This window comes from Streptomyces cyaneochromogenes, from assembly GCF_003963535.1.
In the GTDB taxonomy this organism is placed as follows: Bacteria; Actinomycetota; Actinomycetes; order Streptomycetales; family Streptomycetaceae; genus Streptomyces; species Streptomyces shaanxiensis.
Genome location: NZ_CP034539.1, coordinates 868,837 through 885,498 on the forward strand (window position 1 = coordinate 868,837; position 16,662 = coordinate 885,498).

Annotated in this window: 16 protein-coding genes and 1 pseudogene; 2 read left to right on the forward strand and 15 right to left on the reverse strand. The window is 70.4% G+C overall.

The annotated features are described in order from the left end of the window. The 3 genes from EJ357_RS03590 to EJ357_RS03600 form a co-directional block, all read right to left on the reverse strand. Positions 1 to 1,218 carry a helix-turn-helix domain-containing protein gene (locus EJ357_RS03590; protein WP_126388520.1) on the reverse strand — a complete coding sequence of 406 codons (1,218 nt, stop codon included), beginning with the start codon at positions 1,216 to 1,218 and terminating at the stop codon, positions 1 to 3. After that, on the reverse strand, positions 1,218 to 1,433 hold the full coding sequence (locus EJ357_RS03595; protein ID WP_126388522.1) for a helix-turn-helix domain-containing protein: 216 nt from the start codon (positions 1,431 to 1,433) through the stop codon (positions 1,218 to 1,220). Before EJ357_RS03595 ends, EJ357_RS03590 begins: the two co-directional genes overlap by 1 nt. A gap of 195 nt (positions 1,434 to 1,628) precedes the next feature. Beyond that, the gene (locus EJ357_RS03600) at positions 1,629 to 2,873 is read right to left on the reverse strand and encodes a helix-turn-helix domain-containing protein (protein WP_126388524.1); all 1,245 of its coding nucleotides are present in this window, start codon (positions 2,871 to 2,873) and stop codon (positions 1,629 to 1,631) included. 283 nt (positions 2,874 to 3,156) lie between these two features. Between EJ357_RS03600 and EJ357_RS03605 the strand changes: the two genes are divergently transcribed. Then, the gene (locus EJ357_RS03605) at positions 3,157 to 3,345 is read left to right on the forward strand and encodes a hypothetical protein (protein ID WP_126388526.1); all 189 of its coding nucleotides are present in this window, start codon (positions 3,157 to 3,159) and stop codon (positions 3,343 to 3,345) included. 216 nt (positions 3,346 to 3,561) lie between these two features. Here EJ357_RS03605 and EJ357_RS03610 read toward each other — a convergent pair whose 3' ends face one another. Then, positions 3,562 to 3,867: a GIY-YIG nuclease family protein gene (locus EJ357_RS03610; protein WP_228472952.1), complete on the reverse strand. Its 306-nt coding sequence runs from the start codon at positions 3,865 to 3,867 to the stop codon at positions 3,562 to 3,564. Further along, positions 3,864 to 5,510: a recombinase family protein gene (locus tag EJ357_RS03615; RefSeq protein WP_126388528.1), complete on the reverse strand. Its 1,647-nt coding sequence runs from the start codon at positions 5,508 to 5,510 to the stop codon at positions 3,864 to 3,866. The genes EJ357_RS03610 and EJ357_RS03615 overlap by 4 nt, the downstream gene beginning before the upstream one ends. A 61-nt stretch (positions 5,511 to 5,571) precedes the next feature. On the opposite strand from EJ357_RS03615, the pseudogene EJ357_RS49020 reads away from it, so the two are divergent. Further along, a pseudogene (locus EJ357_RS49020) lies at positions 5,572 to 5,652 on the forward strand (DUF5999 family protein); the annotation flags it as partial. Between the two features lies 1 nt (position 5,653). Here the strand turns inward: EJ357_RS49020 and sigJ are convergent. The 10 genes from sigJ to EJ357_RS03665 all read right to left on the reverse strand — a co-directional run bounded on the left by sigJ (position 5,654) and on the right by EJ357_RS03665 (position 16,393). Continuing rightward, complete coding sequence (gene sigJ / locus EJ357_RS03620; RefSeq protein WP_126388530.1) at positions 5,654 to 6,547, reverse strand: RNA polymerase sigma factor SigJ; 894 nt, start codon at positions 6,545 to 6,547, stop codon at positions 5,654 to 5,656. A gap of 32 nt (positions 6,548 to 6,579) precedes the next feature. After that, positions 6,580 to 7,323 carry a PIG-L deacetylase family protein gene (locus tag EJ357_RS03625; RefSeq protein WP_126388532.1) on the reverse strand — a complete coding sequence of 248 codons (744 nt, stop codon included), beginning with the start codon at positions 7,321 to 7,323 and terminating at the stop codon, positions 6,580 to 6,582. A gap of 28 nt (positions 7,324 to 7,351) precedes the next feature. Beyond that, positions 7,352 to 8,653, reverse strand: coding sequence for an alpha/beta fold hydrolase (locus EJ357_RS03630; protein ID WP_126388534.1), 1,302 nt, complete (start codon positions 8,651 to 8,653; stop codon positions 7,352 to 7,354). 132 nt (positions 8,654 to 8,785) lie between these two features. Then, entirely contained in the window at positions 8,786 to 9,811 is a 1,026-nt protein-coding gene (locus EJ357_RS03635) for a LacI family DNA-binding transcriptional regulator (RefSeq protein WP_126388536.1), read from the reverse strand. An 88-nt stretch (positions 9,812 to 9,899) separates the two neighbouring features. Further along, positions 9,900 to 11,330, reverse strand: a complete 1,431-nt coding sequence (locus EJ357_RS03640; protein WP_126388537.1) for a BNR repeat-containing protein — start codon at positions 11,328 to 11,330, stop codon at positions 9,900 to 9,902. A 23-nt stretch (positions 11,331 to 11,353) separates the two neighbouring features. Further along, a complete protein-coding gene (locus EJ357_RS03645; RefSeq protein WP_126388539.1) occupies positions 11,354 to 11,674 on the reverse strand; it encodes an L-rhamnose mutarotase in 321 nt (106 codons plus the stop codon). A 17-nt stretch (positions 11,675 to 11,691) separates the two neighbouring features. Then, the gene (gene rhaS, locus EJ357_RS03650; RefSeq protein ID WP_126388541.1) at positions 11,692 to 12,771 is read right to left on the reverse strand and encodes a rhamnose ABC transporter substrate-binding protein; all 1,080 of its coding nucleotides are present in this window, start codon (positions 12,769 to 12,771) and stop codon (positions 11,692 to 11,694) included. Between the two features lie 100 nt (positions 12,772 to 12,871). Beyond that, entirely contained in the window at positions 12,872 to 13,846 is a 975-nt protein-coding gene (locus EJ357_RS03655; protein WP_126388543.1) for an ABC transporter permease, read from the reverse strand. Further along, on the reverse strand, positions 13,839 to 14,879 hold the full coding sequence (locus tag EJ357_RS03660; protein WP_126388545.1) for an ABC transporter permease: 1,041 nt from the start codon (positions 14,877 to 14,879) through the stop codon (positions 13,839 to 13,841). Before EJ357_RS03660 ends, EJ357_RS03655 begins: the two co-directional genes overlap by 8 nt. Beyond that, positions 14,876 to 16,393 (reverse strand): sugar ABC transporter ATP-binding protein, encoded by a 1,518-nt coding sequence (locus EJ357_RS03665; protein WP_126388547.1) that lies wholly within the window; start codon positions 16,391 to 16,393, stop codon positions 14,876 to 14,878. The genes EJ357_RS03660 and EJ357_RS03665 overlap by 4 nt, the downstream gene beginning before the upstream one ends. Positions 16,394 to 16,662 lie beyond the last annotated feature (269 nt).

Sequence of the window (16,662 nt, forward strand, 5' to 3'; positions counted from 1 at the left end):
TTACTCCTCTTCAGTGGCATGGAGGGGGATCGTGTAGCCGTCGGCGGTGCGGGTGACTGCGCCGTCGGCGGCGAGTGCATTCACGGCCGCGTGCACGGCGGCGGGACTGCGCCCGGTGGCCCGTGCCAGGGCGCGCACGCCCAAGGGCTCGGGCGAGGTCATGAGCGCGGTGAGCACGTCGTCGGCCACGGGCGGGCGGGTGTTCGTTCGCTGTTCGTTCGGTGCCTGGACGCGCAGGTCAGAGGGCGTGCGAACGGCCGAACGAACGGGCACGTGCACGGGCGGGATCTTGACCAGGCAGACGCGGTTGCGCGCCCCGGCGAGTGCGGTCTCGCTCGCCCACAGGCCGAAGCACACGCGCGCCTTCTTGCGCTGCGGCTCCCACACGAGCAGTTGCCCGGCGCGCTCCAGCCGGTCCGGCCGCCAGCCCGCCGCTGCCAGGTCCTTGAAGATCACCTGCGAGTCCTCGGCCGTGGGCACGAGGTGCGCCAGCCGGGCCGTGAACAGCATGCGGATCTCCGACGGCACCGACGAGGTCTTGAAGTCCTGGAGCCCGGCCCACACGTGCACGCCGAGTTCCCGGCCGGTCTGCATGATCGTGACCAGGTCCGCCAGGGCGGCGGCCGACAGTTCGTTGAACAGCCGCGACTCGTCCGCGATGAGCACCAGGTGCGGACGGCGGGTCATGCGGCCCCGGGCCGGGAACTCCCGGCGGACCAGGTCCGACAGGAACGCCTCGATCTCGCCCAGGTCGTCAAGGACGCGGCAGTGCCGCCGGTAAGGCGCCACCGACGCACCCCACTTGCCGTCCAGGGCGACGACCATCCAGTCCGGCCGGGCCAGTGCCCACGCCGCCAGGACGCGGAGCACGGAGGTCTTGCCGGAGCCGGTGGTGCCTATGGCGGCGATGTGCTGCGCCGGGTCGACGCGGACCGGTCCGCCGAACAGTCCCCGCCGGGCCACGGTGACCCGGGGCGCGAACCAGCGGTGCCAGAACCGGTCCGGCTGGGGGCTCCAGCGCATGAGGCGCCGTACGGCGGCGTCTGGCAGGTGCGTGTGGAGGCGCTGGGTGAGCGGCCGGGCCGTGCGGTCACCGGCCTTGGCTGCGGAGTCAGCGCGCAGCGTGAGCCGCTTGGCTCGGGTGGCCTTCCACAGGCGCAACCGGTACCGGACGTAGAAGAACGCCACGACCGCCAGTCCGAGGGCGACGAGCGTCATCACGACTCACCCCCGGCCGGGGGTATGCGCCGGGCGGCACGGTCGACGTCGCGGGCCGAGACCTTGATGAGGCGGCCGACGCGATAGCCGGGCAGCTCGCCTCGGTTGATCATGCGGCGGACCGTCCAGCGGCTGCTGCCGAGCAGCCGGGCGGCCTCAGTAAGTCCGATGAGATCGTGGGGAGTTGGAGCCACAGGGGCCTCCGGTCGGGTCATGACCCGGACCAGAACGCGAAACGACCACAGACCGCGTACTGGTCTGTGGTCGTTGGTCGTCTTGCTGCTGCCAGTCTGCCACAAATCCGGGGCATCTGGAGCACTCGGAGCGTACGGGCGCACCCCGTCTGACCTGGTCGAATTCGTTAAATGATCTGGTGTGACTCACGGGGCGCATGGTGAGCCGGCAAAGGGTCAGCCGGGCGGGTGCTCGGCCAGCAGCTCCCTCACCTCGGGCACGTCGTCGTAGTCGGCCAGGCGGCGCAGCACCACCCGGCCGCGCTCCGAGGTCCGCTCGGAGGCGACGTCGGCGGACAGCTCGAACATGCGGGCCGCCGTTTCGGCTGCGGCTTCTGGTTCGTTGGCGTCGGCGTAGGCCACGGCCAGCCACGACAGGTACAGGGCCAGCTCACGGGCGTGGGTGGCGTCGTAGCGCTCCAGGACGGACCGGAGCAGCGGCACGGCCCGCAGCGGCCGGGCCAGCTCGGTGTAGACCCGGGCGTCCATGACCTCCAGCTCCTCCCGGCTGACCCAGTAGGCCCACTGCGGCGCGGGGTCGGGGGCCTCCTGGGTCAGGGCTTCGTGCGCCTCGCCGAGGGCGCGCATGGCCTGTTGGGCGTGGGTGCGGCCTGCCTTGGCGTGGGCCCAGGCGACCCGGTCGAAGAACAGGGCGCGGGTCTGCGGCGGGGCGGAGGGTCCGGCTTCGTCCAGGGCGGCCTGGGCGAGGTCGACCGCGTCCAACTCCCTCCCGGTGTTCGCGTGTTGATACGCGAGCGACCCGGCGAGGTTGGCCACGAGGGTGCCGTCACCGGCCTGCCGGGCGGCGGAGATGCCGAGCTGGTAGGCATGCTCCGCCTGCGCGTGCTGCCCGGCGTCGCTGGCGATCCACCCGGCGATCTGGGACAGCTCGCCGATCTGGACGAGCAGCGCGTTGCCGGTCGGCTCGTCGTAGCTGGACTCGCGGTGGAGCTGCACGGCGCGGGACAGCTCGCGGAATGCGCGGTCGATGAGGTCGCCCCCGGCCAGCACGTCATCCGCCAGGCGCAGGCCGTGCACCCGCCCGGCCAGAGCCGCCACGGTGGAGGCACCGATGCGGCGGCCTGAGTTCCCGTCTCCGGGCTCCAGAGGGTCCCCGGGTGGCAACAGCTCGGCCAGCGTGGCGAACGCTCCCGGAAGGCGCCCCTCGTCCTCTCCCCGGGCGTAGGCGGCGGCCCGCTCCAGGGTGCCGAGCGGAACGGCGAGGGCGACCGCCAGCGCGGGCAGCCACGCATCCGGCACCCGGGCGCCCCGCTCCCAGCGGCTGACCTCGTTGCGGGTCAGGGTGGCGACGCCGGACACCCGGCACAGTCGCTCGGCCAGGCCGCGCTGGGACAGGCGTGCGTCCCGGCGCAGGCGCGCGAGGTACGCGCCGAACTGCCTCTTGCGCTCAGTGGTGTTCATCGCTGGCCCCCTCATTTACCTAATTCTGGCCCCTCCCTGGCCCCCTCCGGGGCGCCCCCGGGACATCCGTTGGGCGCGTGAGGCTGAGGTGACCTGCGAGGGGACGAGGGATCAGCATGATGACGATCGAGGTCTACAAGATCGACAGGGACGGGAAGCGGACGGAGGTCGTCCCGCGCTACGAGGTGGGGACCGGAGACCCCGAACGGCTCCAGCCGCAAGACCTGGGATACCCGCCCTGTAGCTGCCACCGGTGCCGGGCGCGCAGGACGGTGGTCACGCGATGACCGCGCCCACGGAGGAGCAGACGCTGTCGGCGGAGTGCACGCTGGGGCAGCGGCCCGGGTACGAGGACACGCACGACCTGTGCAGGCAGACCAAGGACGTACCGCTGCCCTACTCCAACGGCGTGCTCCTCGTGCGCCGTTGCAGGTGTGCGTGCCACGTTCACCGGAGCCTGGCGGCGCAGTAGCCCGGACAGACCGAACCCCCGCCGGTGAAGCGACCCGGCGGGGGTTCGTCGTGTGCGTGGTGGGGTCAGGTTCGGCGCCTCAGCAGGGCGAGGCGGAACGGCGTCAGCACGGGACGCTGAGGGGCCGTCTCCGGTCGCGCGCCGCTGGCCAGCAACCGGCGAGCTGGGCTCCGAGTTCGGCCGCCTGAGCGCCGTACAGGGGCTCTCGGATGTCGGTCATGACGTCTCGTCCTTCCGGCCGTTAAAGATCACGTTGTAGCGCGGGCGCTCGGTGCGCACGGCTTCGCGTTCGGCCGCCTCGGCGTCGTCGGGGTATTCGATGCGGATGGCGAGGACTTGGGACCCCCAGGGCTTCTCCCGCAGATGGGTGCGTATGCGCGTGAGCGGGCTGACCGAGATGCCGATGTAGAGCAGACCTTCCAGGCCGTACAGGCGGTACAGCGCCGTGCGGCCGTCGGCGAAGAGGCTGCCCCCGTCCTGGTCGAACAGGCCGAGCAGGAACTGTGTGTCGATGGCGGTCATGCCGCTGCCCCCTTGATCCAGTCGAGGTCCACGGACGCCGGGTTGAAGTACTTGGACCCCGGGCGCCAACCGGCCGGGCGGCCCTGCTCGGCGGGCAGGATGGTGACCTTGACCCAGGTGGCGATGATCTTCCGCTTCCGCTCGATGTCGTAGCCGGGCCACGCCTCCTCCGGGGACAGGCTCCAGTCGACCGGGTCACTGTCCGCGAGCGTGGCCGTGGCCTGTTCCGCGATCTGCTTCTCGACGGCGGTGATCTTCTCTTTGATCCGCCGGGCCGCCGACCGGTACTCCACAGGGTCGGCCGTGTCGTCGTCGGCGAAGGCGTCGGCCAGTCCCTTGAGCCGGGCGTTCAACCCCTTGAGCCGGGCCGTCAGGTCTTCGGTGGAGTCCTTGGCCGGGGCGTCCGGCGCGGCGACCGAGGTGTCCATGGCGCCCACCCGGGTCAGGTGATCGATGAGCTGCCCCTCCACGTACTCGTCCACGGCGGCGACGCTGCGGGACACGTGCCCTTCGGTGCGGCACGTGTAGACGGAGCCGTTGCGGGCGTTGCCACGGCCCTTGGTCTTCACCGGGGACTGGCAGATGCCGCACAGGTACAGGCCGCCGCCCAGGTACTTGCGGGCCGGGCCGGGCGAGGTGCGGCGGGCGGGGTTCTTCAAGATCGCCCGGCAGATGCGCCAGGTGTCCTCGTCCACCAGGGCGGGCCAGGCACCCTTGCCGGTGATCTCCCCGCCCACCTCCATGAGCCCCGCGTTCCGGGGCCGCAGCAGCAGCTTGAGGAACGTCGTCTCCGTCCAGTCGCCGGGGGTCGGCTCGGTGCGGGTGCCGTCCGGGAGACGCTTGCGGCGGGCGGGGGTGCGGACTCCTTCCGCGTGCCACTTGCGCAGCTCGGAGCGCTTGGTGGCGCCCTCGGCGATGGCACGGGTGGCGGCCTCCAGGTGCCATGCCTCGGAGCCGGGAGCGTTGACCGGCTGCGCCGCGCAGCCCCGGGGGCAGGTGACCGTGACGGCCTCGATTGGACAGGGCGTGTCGTCGTGCTCCGGGTGCTTGTCGTGCTCCTCGCGGACGACGGTGATGATGAAGCCCTCGGTGGTGTCGCACGCGGGGCAGATCAGGGAGCGCGGCGTGATGCCGTCCGCCTCGAACCCGAACGGACGGCCCCCGCCCCGGAACTCACCGCGCCTGACGTTGTCGGCCTTGGCGTCGGCCACGCGCTCGCCGATCTCTTCGGACTCCTCCTGCGCGTCGATGGCCTTGCGCCGGGCGATACCGCGCCCCTCGGCGGTGTTCATGTTGATCGGGCCGCCCTTGGTGAACTCGACGGCGATGTCCCGTTCCTGGATCAGGTCGAGCAGGGCGAACGCGTTGCGGTAGTTGCGGTTCAGCCGCTTGTCCGACACGGCCAGGACGGCGTTCGCGCTGCCGTCGCGGAGCATGTCGAGCAGCCGGTCATAGCCGGGGCGCTGCTTGCGGCCGGTGCCGGTGATGTCGTTGTCGACCAGCACGGCGACGACGTGCCAGCCGCGCCGGGCGGCGAGCTTGCGGCAGTGTGCTTCCTGCCGCTCGACGCCGTACTCACGGCCTTCGCGGTCGTCGGAGATCCGGCAGTAGATGATCGCTTGTCGTGGCTGCTTGGCGGCCATGTGACCCACCCCCTGGAGGCGCTTCGGTGTGTGCGCCTAAGAGGGTCCTACCCAAATACCCGACGACACCGGTGAGCTTCTGCCGGACGGGCGGGTGGTCGGCCCGCACCGCACCGTCGGCGCCCTGGCCGTGGCCGCCTGACTCAGCCGCCGAGGTCCGGCAGCTCCAGTGCGGCCAGCCGCTCGGCGTCGGCCAGGATGTACATCTCGGTGATCCGGCCGTCGGCGACGGTGACGCCCATGACCGACTGCGGCCGCCCTTCGGGGGCGCTGAGCACCCCAACCGTGTCGTTGACGAGCACGAGCTGCATGTACCGCGCGAACTGCCGGAACAGCATCGCCTGTTCGGCCACGGGCTTCGCACCGCGCACCACCTTGGACGCCGCCACACCACGCACCAGCGGCCCGGAGTCGGCCCGCAGCACCACGTCGGGATCGAGGACCGCCAGCAGTGCCTCGAAGTCACCCGCGCGGGCGGCGGCCATGAACGCCTCGAGGACCTGCCGCTGTCTGCCGAGGTCGGGTTCGCTCGACGGCTCGGCGCCCCGTACCCGGCGCCGGGCGCGGCTGGCCAGTTGGCGGGTCGCGGCCGAGGAGCGCTCCACGATCGGCGCGATGTCGTCGAACGGCACCGCGAACAGGTCGTGCAGCACGAACGCGATCCTCTCGGCGGGCTCCAGCGTCTCCAGCACCACGAGCAGGGCCAGCCCCACCGAGTCGGCCTGGAGCACCTCCTGTTCCGGGTCGATCGTCGACAGCGGCCGGATCACCGGGTCCGGGACGAAGGCCTCTTCCAGTGACTGCTCGTGGCGCCGGCTGCGTGAGCGCAGCATGTCCAGGCAGACCCTGCCGACCACGGTGGTCAGCCAGCCGCCGAGGTTGTCGATGTCGTCGGCGTCGCTGCGGCTCAGCTTCAGCCAGGCCTCCTGGACGGCGTCCTCCGCCTCGGCCAGTGAGCCGAGCATGCGGTACGCGACCGCCTTGAGGTGGCCGCGGTGCCCCTCGAAGCGGTCCGCCAGCAGGTCTGTCCCGTTCACGTCTCCCCCTCCGTGCTGATCTCTTCCGGCCGCTAGCGGCTGAACAGTTCGAACGCCACGGCCGGCTTCCCGCCGAACCGCTCCCCCGTCGACTCGGCGTACCCGGTGAGGAAACCGCGGACGTACGTCTCCGGGTCCTTGTCGGTCAACGCCTCGATGTAGGTGCGGTGTTCGAGCAGCGAGCGCACCCCGCGCTCCAGGCCCGGCGTCGCGTCCACCGCGTGCGTGGGCGAACTGGAACCGGCGACGGCGACCCAGCGCACGCCGTTCCAGGGCTCCAGGCCCTGCTCGGTGAGCTCCGGGAAGATCCAGCGGTTGCCCGCGTCACCGGCCGCGTCCAGTGTGGCGCGGCCGACGGCCACGTGGTCCGGGGTGTTCCAGGCGGTGCCGCCCCAGGTGTCCCGGTGGTTGAGCGTGATCACCAGCTCGGGCCGGTGCCGTCGGATCGCGGCGGCGATGTCGCGACGCAGGGCGGTTCCGTACTCGATCACTCCGTCCTTGTGGTCGAGGAACTCCACCGCCGTCACGCCGACGACCGCGGCACTGGCCCGCTGCTCACGCTCGCGCAGCGGGCCGCACTGGGCGGGTTCGAGCGTGTCGATGCCGGCCTCGCCGCGGGTCGCCAGGACGTAGGTGACCTCACGGCCGGCGTCGGTCCAGGCGGCCACCGCCGCCGAGCAGCCGTACTCGAGGTCGTCCGGGTGCGCGACGACGGCGAGCGCGCGCTGCCAGTCGTCGGGCATGGGCTTCAGCTGAGTGATCGTCGGCTCGGTCATGTCCGCACCCTAACGTGTGACACCGACATCACGCTTCGTCACGGGTGAGCGCGAGCAGCCGGTCCAGGACACGGGGACCGCCGGCCCGTACACCGTCGTGCTCGAACTCGTCGGTGACCCAGGTCCGCAGGCCGCGAACGGCGCGGGCGGTGGCGAGGGAGTGGGCGGTGTCGACGTACATGTCGTCGTGGTAGACGGCCGCCGCGACCGGTACCTCGTTGGCGGCGAGGCGCGCGGAGTCGTACAGGGGCGTCCAGTCGGTGCGGGCGGCGAGCAGTTCGGCGGTCTCGCGCAGCGGGCGCAGGGAGGGGTCGCAGTCGAACATCCAGGGGTGGATGGTCTCGCCGGTGAACAGCAGCGGCCCGTCGCCCGCGAGCGTCTTGGCCACGTCGAACTGCGGGAACTCGGCGCGCACCCGCTCGGCGGACCAGGCGGTGGGGCGGGCGTCCTGGCCGTAGATCGCCTCGTGGACGAGGGCGTACAGCGGGTGGCTCGCGTACGACAGCAGGCCCTGGACCTCCTCCTGGAAGGCGTCCGAGAGGGCCGGGCCCTGCGGGGTGCGGACGAAGGCGTCCTCCAGCAGGTAGTGCAGGCGGTGGCTGCCCTCGCTGCCGCCGAGGACGATGCCGAGGGACTGGAAGGCCTCGGCGGTGAGGCGGTAGCCGTTCGGCAGGACCACGTCGTTCGCGAGCAGGTGGTCGGCGATGCTGCGGGCGCGCTCGACGTCCTGCGGGTAGCGGGCGTAGTGCGCGGCGACCTTGCGCTCGATGCGGGGGAAGGCGGCGCGGTAGACGTCGTCGGCGTGGGCGTCGAGCGAGGGCAGGCCGCCGGTGATGACGGCTGCGGTCAGGCCCTCGGGGGCGGTGGAGAGGTAGTTGACCGTGCAGAAGCCGCCGAAGCTCTGGCCGAGGACGGTCCAGGGGGCGCCGCCGGTCACCTCCGGGCGGATCGCCTCGCAGTCCCGGACGATCGCGTCGGCGCGGAAGTGCGTGAGGTAGTCGGCCTGGGCGGCCGGGCCGCCGCGCAGTGGGAGCGTCTGGCGGTTGGCGGGCGTGGAGTGGCCGGTGCCGCGCTGGTCGAGGAGCAGGACGCGGTACTCCTTGAGCGCGCGGCCGAGCCAGGCGCCCTTGCCGACGAAGCGGTTCGCGCCGAAGCCGGGGCCGCCCTGGAGGTAGACCAGCCACGGCAGGTCCTGGTGTGCCTTGTCGCTCGCGACGACCTCACGGGCGTAGAGCTCGATCGTCTCCCCCGTCGGGGCGTCGTGATCGAGGGGCACGGTGAAGTGGCGGTCGGTGAGGACGACGCCGGGCTGGCGGTAGGTCGCGGTCAACAGGGCTCCCGGGACGGAGGGTTTTCGGGCCGCGTCCCAGTTCAGCACATGTTCGTCCGTCGACCGAGCCCCGGGATCATGAAATCGTACTGAATGGCCGATCAGCGCCTGCGGATCCGGACCTCCGTCGGATCAGCGTGCCGACAGGCTGGACCGGCGTACCACCAGCTCGGGCTGGAGTACGACCCGTCGGTGCTCGTGTTTGCGGCCCCCGGTCTCCTCCTCCGTCTCCTCCAGCAGCATCTCCGCCGCGAGGGTTCCCATGGTGACCGCGGGCTGCCGTACGGAGGTCAGGGGGACGGCCGCCGCGGCCGCGAACTCGATGTCGTCGTAGCCGACGATCGCGAGGTCGCCGGGGACGCCGACGCCCGCGGCGTACATGGCCTGCAGGACGCCGAGGGCGAGCAGGTCGTTGGCGCAGAAGACGGCGGTCGGGCGCTCGGCGAGGCCGAGCAGGCGGGCGCCGGCGTCCCGGCCGGCGGCGACATCGAGCCGTTCGGTGGGCAGCTCGCGCAGGTGCTCGGGGCCGAGGCCGGCCTCCTCCAGCGCCTTCAGGGCACCGATGCGGCGGTCGCGGACCTGGTTGAGGCCGGGCGGGCCGCTGACGTACGCGATGGAGCGGTGCCCGGCGTCGACGAGATGGCGTACGGCGAGCGCGCCGCCCGCGACGTCGTCGACGGAGACCGAGCACTCGGTGGTGCCCTCGGCGACCCGGTCCACGAGGACGAAGGGGATGTTGTGGCGCCGGAACGTCTCGATGTTGCGGCCGGTGGCGTCGGCCGGGGTCAGCAGCACGCCGCGCACCCGCTGCTCGGCGAAGAGCGACAGGTAGTCGGCCTCCTCGCTCGCGCTCTGTGCGCTGTTGCAGACCATGACGCCGAGCCCGGCCTCGCGCGCGGCCCGCTCGGCGCCGCGCGCCACGTCCACGAAGAAGGGGTTGCCCATGTCGAGGACGAGCAGCCCCATGATCCGGCTGCGGCCCGCGCGCAGTTGGCGCGCGGACTCGCTGCGGACATAGCCCAGCCGGTCTATCGCGGACTGCACGCGCGCCCGGGTCTCCGTCGCGACCGTGTCCGGACGGTTGATGACGTTCGAGACCGTGCCGACGGAGACTCCGGCGGCGCGGGCGACGTCCTTGATACCCACCGACTGGGTCATCGGTCAGGGACCTCCAGAGAGACTCGGTACGACGCGGGGCGGCGGGAAGGCCTTCACATTACCGTCATGCCGCCCACAACGACTGCGATCAGGCAGGCAGGCGGAAGTTGAGGTTGCGCAGCGCCGAGGGCGTCGTACCGCTGGACTTCTCCTGGTACATGATCGACAGGAAGTGGTCCTGGCCGACGCGCGTCTCGTCGATCACGACCTCGCCGAAGGCGTTCAGCCCGGCGGTGACACCGTCGTACAGCACCGCCCAGTCCGTGTACCCGGAGGCCTTGGAGGCTGCGGCTATGCGACAGAACGGGAAGATCGCGTACGCGTTGTCGTACTTGTCCAGAATCAGCTTGGTGCGCTGGCTGGAGTTCAGCGGAACCGGGATCTCCGCCTTCTGCCATGCCCCCGAGGAGTTCTTGCGCACGTGGAAGGCGCGGCCGTTGGCGGTGCGGTCGGCGACGTAGTTGGTGGTGCACTGGCCGAACCGGCCGGGGACGTAGCTGATGATCGCGTGCGGCAGGCCGGCGGAGTCGGTGAACTGGCTCTCCTGGTTCATCAGGGAGTGGTCCGGGTTGAGTGCGTCGATCACCAGCCCGCTGTCGGTGACGGCGACCTTGTCGGAGCCGCCGGTGGTGCCGACGACGGAGCCGGCGTTGTTGCGCCAGGTGCGACCGCGGTCGTCGGAGTAGACGTAACCGGTGTCGTGGTTGGTGATCCCGCCGCTGGAGCACATCACGGCGCCGTTCTGCTCACGCCAGGTGAAGAACGAGTGCAGGCGGCCGTTCCTGTCGTAGTCGATGCCGTGCAGGTACATGTTGCGGGCGGTCGAGGAGCCGTGCTCGCTGGTGTACGTCCCGGTGGAGCTGCTCCACTCGCCGAGGTTGGTCCAGGTCGAACCGTCGTACTCGGCGAGGGCGTTGCGGCCGTTGCCGGAGACGGCGACCCGGTAGCTGAGCTGGAGCCTGCCCTCGGGGGTGGAGACGAACTGCGGGTAGGTGAACTGCGAGGTGAGGGCGAGGCCGTCCATCGTGGACTGCGGGGCGCCGAAGCGGCTCGCGACCCAGCTCAGGCCGGCCGGGTTGTCCATCAGCCCCGCGACCGACTTGACGTAGGTGAAGCCGTCGCTGTGCGAGTCCATGTTGAGGTGGAGGCGCCCGTCGACCTTGGACATCCCCATCGAGATGACGTTGTGGGAGTCGTTGTAGCGCAGGGTGTGGCCGACCTTGACCGTGGACCAGGTGGTGGAGCCGAGGACGCGGCGGCCCACGACGGCGTTGCGGTCGGCGGTGTACCAGACTGCGTACTGGTAGCCCTTGTAGGTCAGCAGGCCGTTCTTCTGGAAGGCGTTGTTGTTGACCAGGCCGTCGTACGACACGAAGAAGATGGCCTGGGTGTCGAGGGTGGTGGTGCCCGTCAGGGTGAGGGACGGGCCGGGGTCGGCGGCGCGTGCGGTACCCGAGGCGAGGGCGGGGGTCATCACGGCTCCTGCGAGGGCGGCGCCCAGCAGCGTACGTCTTTTCATCGATGCGGCTCCTGAGGGGGCGTTCAGGCGAGGTGGAACACTTCGGTGAGTGGCTTCATGGCCTCGTCGGGGCGGGCGCCGTCCAGCGACTCGAAGAACGGCGCCATCTCCTTCTGCCAGCGGGCGTTGACCTCCGTGGCCTCCATACCTGCCTGGGCGGCGGCGAAGTCCTCGGTCTCCAGGTAGCCGACCAGGAGTCCGTCCTCGCGCAGGAAGAGCGAGTAGTTGTGCCAGCCGGTGGCGGAGAGCGCTCGGAGCATCTCCGGCCACACGGCGGCGTGCCGCTCGCGGTACTCGTCCAGGCGGTCCTGACGGACTTTCAGCAGGAAGCACACGCGCTGCATCAACGACCCTCCAGGGTCTAGAAGTTGAACTGGTCGATGTTCTTGGCGTCGAAGACGGTCGGCTTGCCGAGGCTGATCACGCCGTCCTTGCCGATGGTGTACGTGGTCTCGCCGGCCTTGAAGGTCTCGCCCTCCTTGCCGGTGATCTGGCCGGAGACCAGGGCGACGGCGGCGCGGGCGGCCAGATCGCCGAGCTTCGCCGGGTCCCACAGCTCGAACGCCTCGACGGTGCCGTTCTTGACGTACTTGCGCATGTCGTTGGGGGTGCCGAGGCCGGTCAGCTTGACCTTGCCCTTGTACTTGGAGCCCGACAGGTACTGGGCGGCGGCCTTGATGCCGACGGTGGTCGGGGAGATGATCCCCTTCAGGTCCGGGTACTCCTGGAGCAGGCCCTGGGTCTGCTGGAAGGACTTCTGGGCGTCGTCGTCACCGTAGGCGACCTTGACGAGCTTGATGTCCTTGTACTTCGGGTCCTTGAGCTCCTCCTTCATGAAGTCGATCCAGATGTTCTGGTTCGTCGCGGTCTGTGCGGCGGACAGGATCGCGATCTCGCCCTTGTAGCCGATCTGCTCGGCGAGCAGCTGCACCTCGGTGCGGCCGAGGTCCTCGGCGGAGGCCTGCGAGACGAAGGCGTTGCGACAGTCGGCGGTGGTGTCGGAGTCGTAGGTGACGACCTTGATGCCGTTCTTCATGGCCTGCTTGAGCGCGGTGCACAGGGCGCCCGGGTCCTGCGCGGAGACGGCCATCGCGTCCACCTGCTGCTGGGTGAGCGTGTTGACGTACGACACCTGCCCGGCGGTGTCCGTGGCGCTGGACGGCCCGACCTCCTTGTAGCTGGAGCCCAGCTCCTTCAGCGCCGCCTCGCCGCCCTTGTCGGCGGAGGTGAAGTAGGGGTTGTTGACCTGCTTGGGCAGGAAGCCGACGGTCAGCCCCTTCTTCAGCTCGGCGTTCGGGTCGGCCTTGCCGGCGGTGGCCGCCGAGGCACCCTCGTTCTTGACGTCCTCCTTGGTGGTGCCGCCGCAGGCGGTGGCGGCGAGGGCGAGGGAGGTGACGGCGGCGAGGGTCACGCAGACGCGCCGGAGGGATGACTTACGCATGACGGTTCCTTTGAACGAAGGTGATTGGATGCCCTTGGGGGCGCGGGGCTGTATCGATGTGCGGCTCCGCCGCGTGGGCGCGACCAGCCACAGACGACGGTCAGCCGGTCGATCGAGCACGCACAACGGCGATTTGCCGCGCAACCCGCGGCCCGAGGACGGAAAGAACGAGCAACACACCGGTGACGACGATCTGCGACTGCGCGGAGACGTCCTGGAGGCTCATCACGTTCTGCAGCGCCCCCAGCAGGAACACACCGGCGACGGCACCACCCAACGTGCCCTTGCCGCCGTCGAAGTCGATACCGCCGAGCAACACGGCGGCCACGACCGAGAGTTCAAGACCGGTCGCGTTGTCATAGCGAGCGCTGGCGTAATGCAGCGCCCAGAAGATTCCGGTGAGCGAAGCCATCAGCCCCGTCACGGTGAACAGAATCAGCTTCTGCCGCTTCACGCGGATACCGGCGAACCGCGCGGCCTCCTCGCTCGCGCCGGTGGCGAAGATGGACCGCCCGAACGGCGTGGCGTGCAGGGTGACCACGGCGATCGCGAGCAGCACGAGGAAGGGCAGGAAGGCGTACGGGATGAAGGTGTCGCCGATCCGTCCGGCCGCGAAGTCGAGGTACTGGGTGGGGAAGTCGGTCACCGCGTCCGAGCCGAGCACGATCTGTGCGATGCCCCGGTAGGCGGCAAGGGTGCCGATGGTGACGGCGAGGGACGGCAGGCCCAGCTTGGTCACGAGCAGGCCGTTGACGAGCCCGCACACCACACCGAGCAGCAGACAGATCGGGATGATCGTCTCGATCGTCATGCCCTGGTTCCACAGTGCGCCCATCACGGCGCCCGAGAGACCGGCGGTGGAGGCGACCGAGAGATCGATCTCGCCCGAGACGACCAGGAGCGTCATCGGCAGGGCGATCAACGCGATCGGAAGGGTGTTGCCGATCAGGAACGACAGGTTGAGAGCGTTTCCGAAACCGTCGACCGTTCCGAAGGACAGCAGGAGCACGACGATCAGCAGCGCGCCGACGACCGTGTCCCAGCGGACCGCTCGGCTCAGGGAGAAGTCAGCCATGGCGGGCGTTCCTCTTCTTCAGGGCGTTGGCCACACGCAGCGCGACGATCCGGTCGACGGCGATGGCGAGGATGAGCAGGATGCCGTTGATGGCGAGCACCCAGACGGAGCTGACGCCGAGGGCGGGCAGCACGCTGTTGATGGAGGTCAGCAGCAGCGCGCCGAGCGCCGCGCCGTAGACGCTGCCGGAGCCGCCGGTGAAGACGACGCCGCCGACCACGACCGCGCTGACGACGGTGAGTTCGTAGCCGTTGCCGGTCCCGGAGTCGACGTTGCCGAACCGGGCCAGGTACAGCGCGCCCGCGAGTCCGGCCAGCGCCCCGCAGAAGGTGTACGCGGCCAGGATCCGCTTGCGCACCGGGATGCCGGCGAGGCGGGCGGCCTCCGGGTTGGAGCCGAGGGCGTAGAGCTCGCGGCCGCTGCCGAAGTGCTTGAGGTAGTACGCGGTCGCGATCAGCACGGCGACGGCGATCAGCGCCAGCCACGGCACCGCGGCAAGGCCGCCGGAGCCGAAGTCGACGAATCCGTCCGGGAGGTCGGCCGCGGTGATCTGCCGGGAGCCGACCCAGATGGAGTCGATGCCGCGGATGATGTAGAGCGTGCCGAGCGTGACGACGAGCGCGGGCACCTGGCCGAGGCTGACGAGCAGGCCGTTGAGCAGACCGAAGCCGACGCCCATCAGAATCGCCAGGAACACGGCGACGACCGGGCTCCCGCCCCCCTGGAGATACGTACCGGCGGCGAAGGCGCTGATGCCGAGCGTGGAGCCGACCGACAGGTCGACGTTCCTCGTGATCACCACCAGGGACTGGCCGGTGGCGACCAGGACGAGGATCGTCGCGTTCAGGAGCAGGTCCTTGATGCCCTGCTCGGTGAGGAACTGGCTGTTGCCCAGCTGGGTGACGACGATCATCACCACGAAGACGGCCAGGATGGCGAGTTCGCGCATCTTGAAGACACGGTCGACGAGGCGGGTGCCGCTGGACTTCGGTACGTCGGTCACGGGAGCCTCTTTGGGGGTGGTCACCGTCATGCGGCGGCCCTCCCGGTGGCTGCGGCCATCACGGTTTCCTCGGTGGCTTCGGAGCGCGGGATCTCGGCGGTGAGGCGGCCCTCGTGCATCACGAGCACACGGTCGGCCATGCCGAGGATCTCGGGCAGGTCGGAGGAGATCATCAGGACGGCCACGCCGTCGGCGGCCAGTTCGCCGAGCAGCCGGTGCACCTCGGCCTTGGTGCCGACGTCGATGCCGCGGGTGGGCTCGTCGACGATCAGCACCTTGGGGCCGGTGGCCAGCCACTTGGCGAGGACGACCTTCTGCTGGTTGCCCCCGGACAGGGTGGAGACGGCGTCGGCGATCCGGGCGTACTTGACCTGGAGCTTGACGGCCCAGTCGAGGGAGCGGCTGCGTTCGGCGCCGCGGTCCATCAACCCCGCCTTGACGGTCGTACGCAGTCCGGTGAGGCCGATGTTGCGCTCGATGGACATGTCCATCACCAGGCCCTGGGCGCGCCGGTCCTCGGGAACGAGGGCGAGCCCGCAGGCCATGGCGGTGGACGGGGCGCCGTTGGTCAGGGCCTTGCCGTCGACGGACACGTCACCGGCGTCCCAGCGGTCGATGCCGAACACGGCCCGCGCGACCTCCGTACGGCCCGCTCCGACGAGCCCCGCGAGGCCGACGATCTCACCGCGCCGTACATCGAAGGAGACGTCGGTGAAGACGCCCTCCCGGGTCAGCCGGCGCACGCTCAGGGCGACTTCGCCCGGCTTCACGTCCTGCTTGGGGTACAGCTCGTCGAGGTCGCGGCCGACCATGCGGCGGACGAGGTCGTCCTCGGTCATGCCGTCGAGGGGCTCGCTGGCGATCCAGGCGCCGTCGCGCAGGGTCGTGACCCGGCGGCAGATCTGGAAGATCTCCTCCAGGCGGTGGGAGATGAAGAGGACGGCGGCGCCCTGTTCACGCAGGGCGCGGACCACGCCGAAGAGGCGGGCGACCTCGCTGCCGGTGAGGGCGGCGGTCGGCTCGTCCATGATCAGGACGCGGGCGTCGAAGGAGAGCGCCTTGGCGATCTCGACGATCTGCTGGTCGGCGATGGACAGGCCGCGCGCGGGGCGGTCGGGGTCGAGTTCGACGCCGAGCCGCCGCATCAGGGCCAGCGTCGCGGTGTGCGTGGCCTTGTGGTCGATGCGGCCGAGGGCGCGCCGTGGCTGGCGGCCCATGAAGATGTTCTCGGCGATCGACAAGTCGGGGAAGAGGGTCGGCTCCTGGTAGATCACGGCGATACCGGCGTCGCGGGCGTCGCCGGGGCCGTGGAAGACGACGGGCGCACCGTCGAGCAGCACCTGGCCCGCGTCGGGCCGGTGCACGCCGGCGAGCGTCTTGATCAGGGTCGACTTGCCCGCGCCGTTCTCGCCGGCGAGGGCGTGCACCTCCCCGGGGAACAGCTCCAGGGAGACGTCCCGCAAGGCGCGGACCGCGCCGAAGGACTTCGAGATGTCCCTGAGCGCGAGAACCGGGGCCGGACCCGTGGTGGACGGGTGGGTCATGGGGGCTCCTCGACGACGCCGGCGGGACGGCCCTCACGGCGTCGTGAAAGGTTTCAACTTGGTTGCCGGGACGTTAGGCACGGAGCGCATGTCACGTCAATGGGTCCGTGTCGAAAAAATTTCGATGGACGAAGGTCGCGGTAGGGCTACGGGAAACAGCCTTGACCCCGGGGCTTGACACCCATTCGGAGGGCTCATACGTTCCCGTCTTGAATCGTTTCACAGCGTAGCCGTTCAGCTGACTTTCCGTCCCTACGTCACAGGAGCCC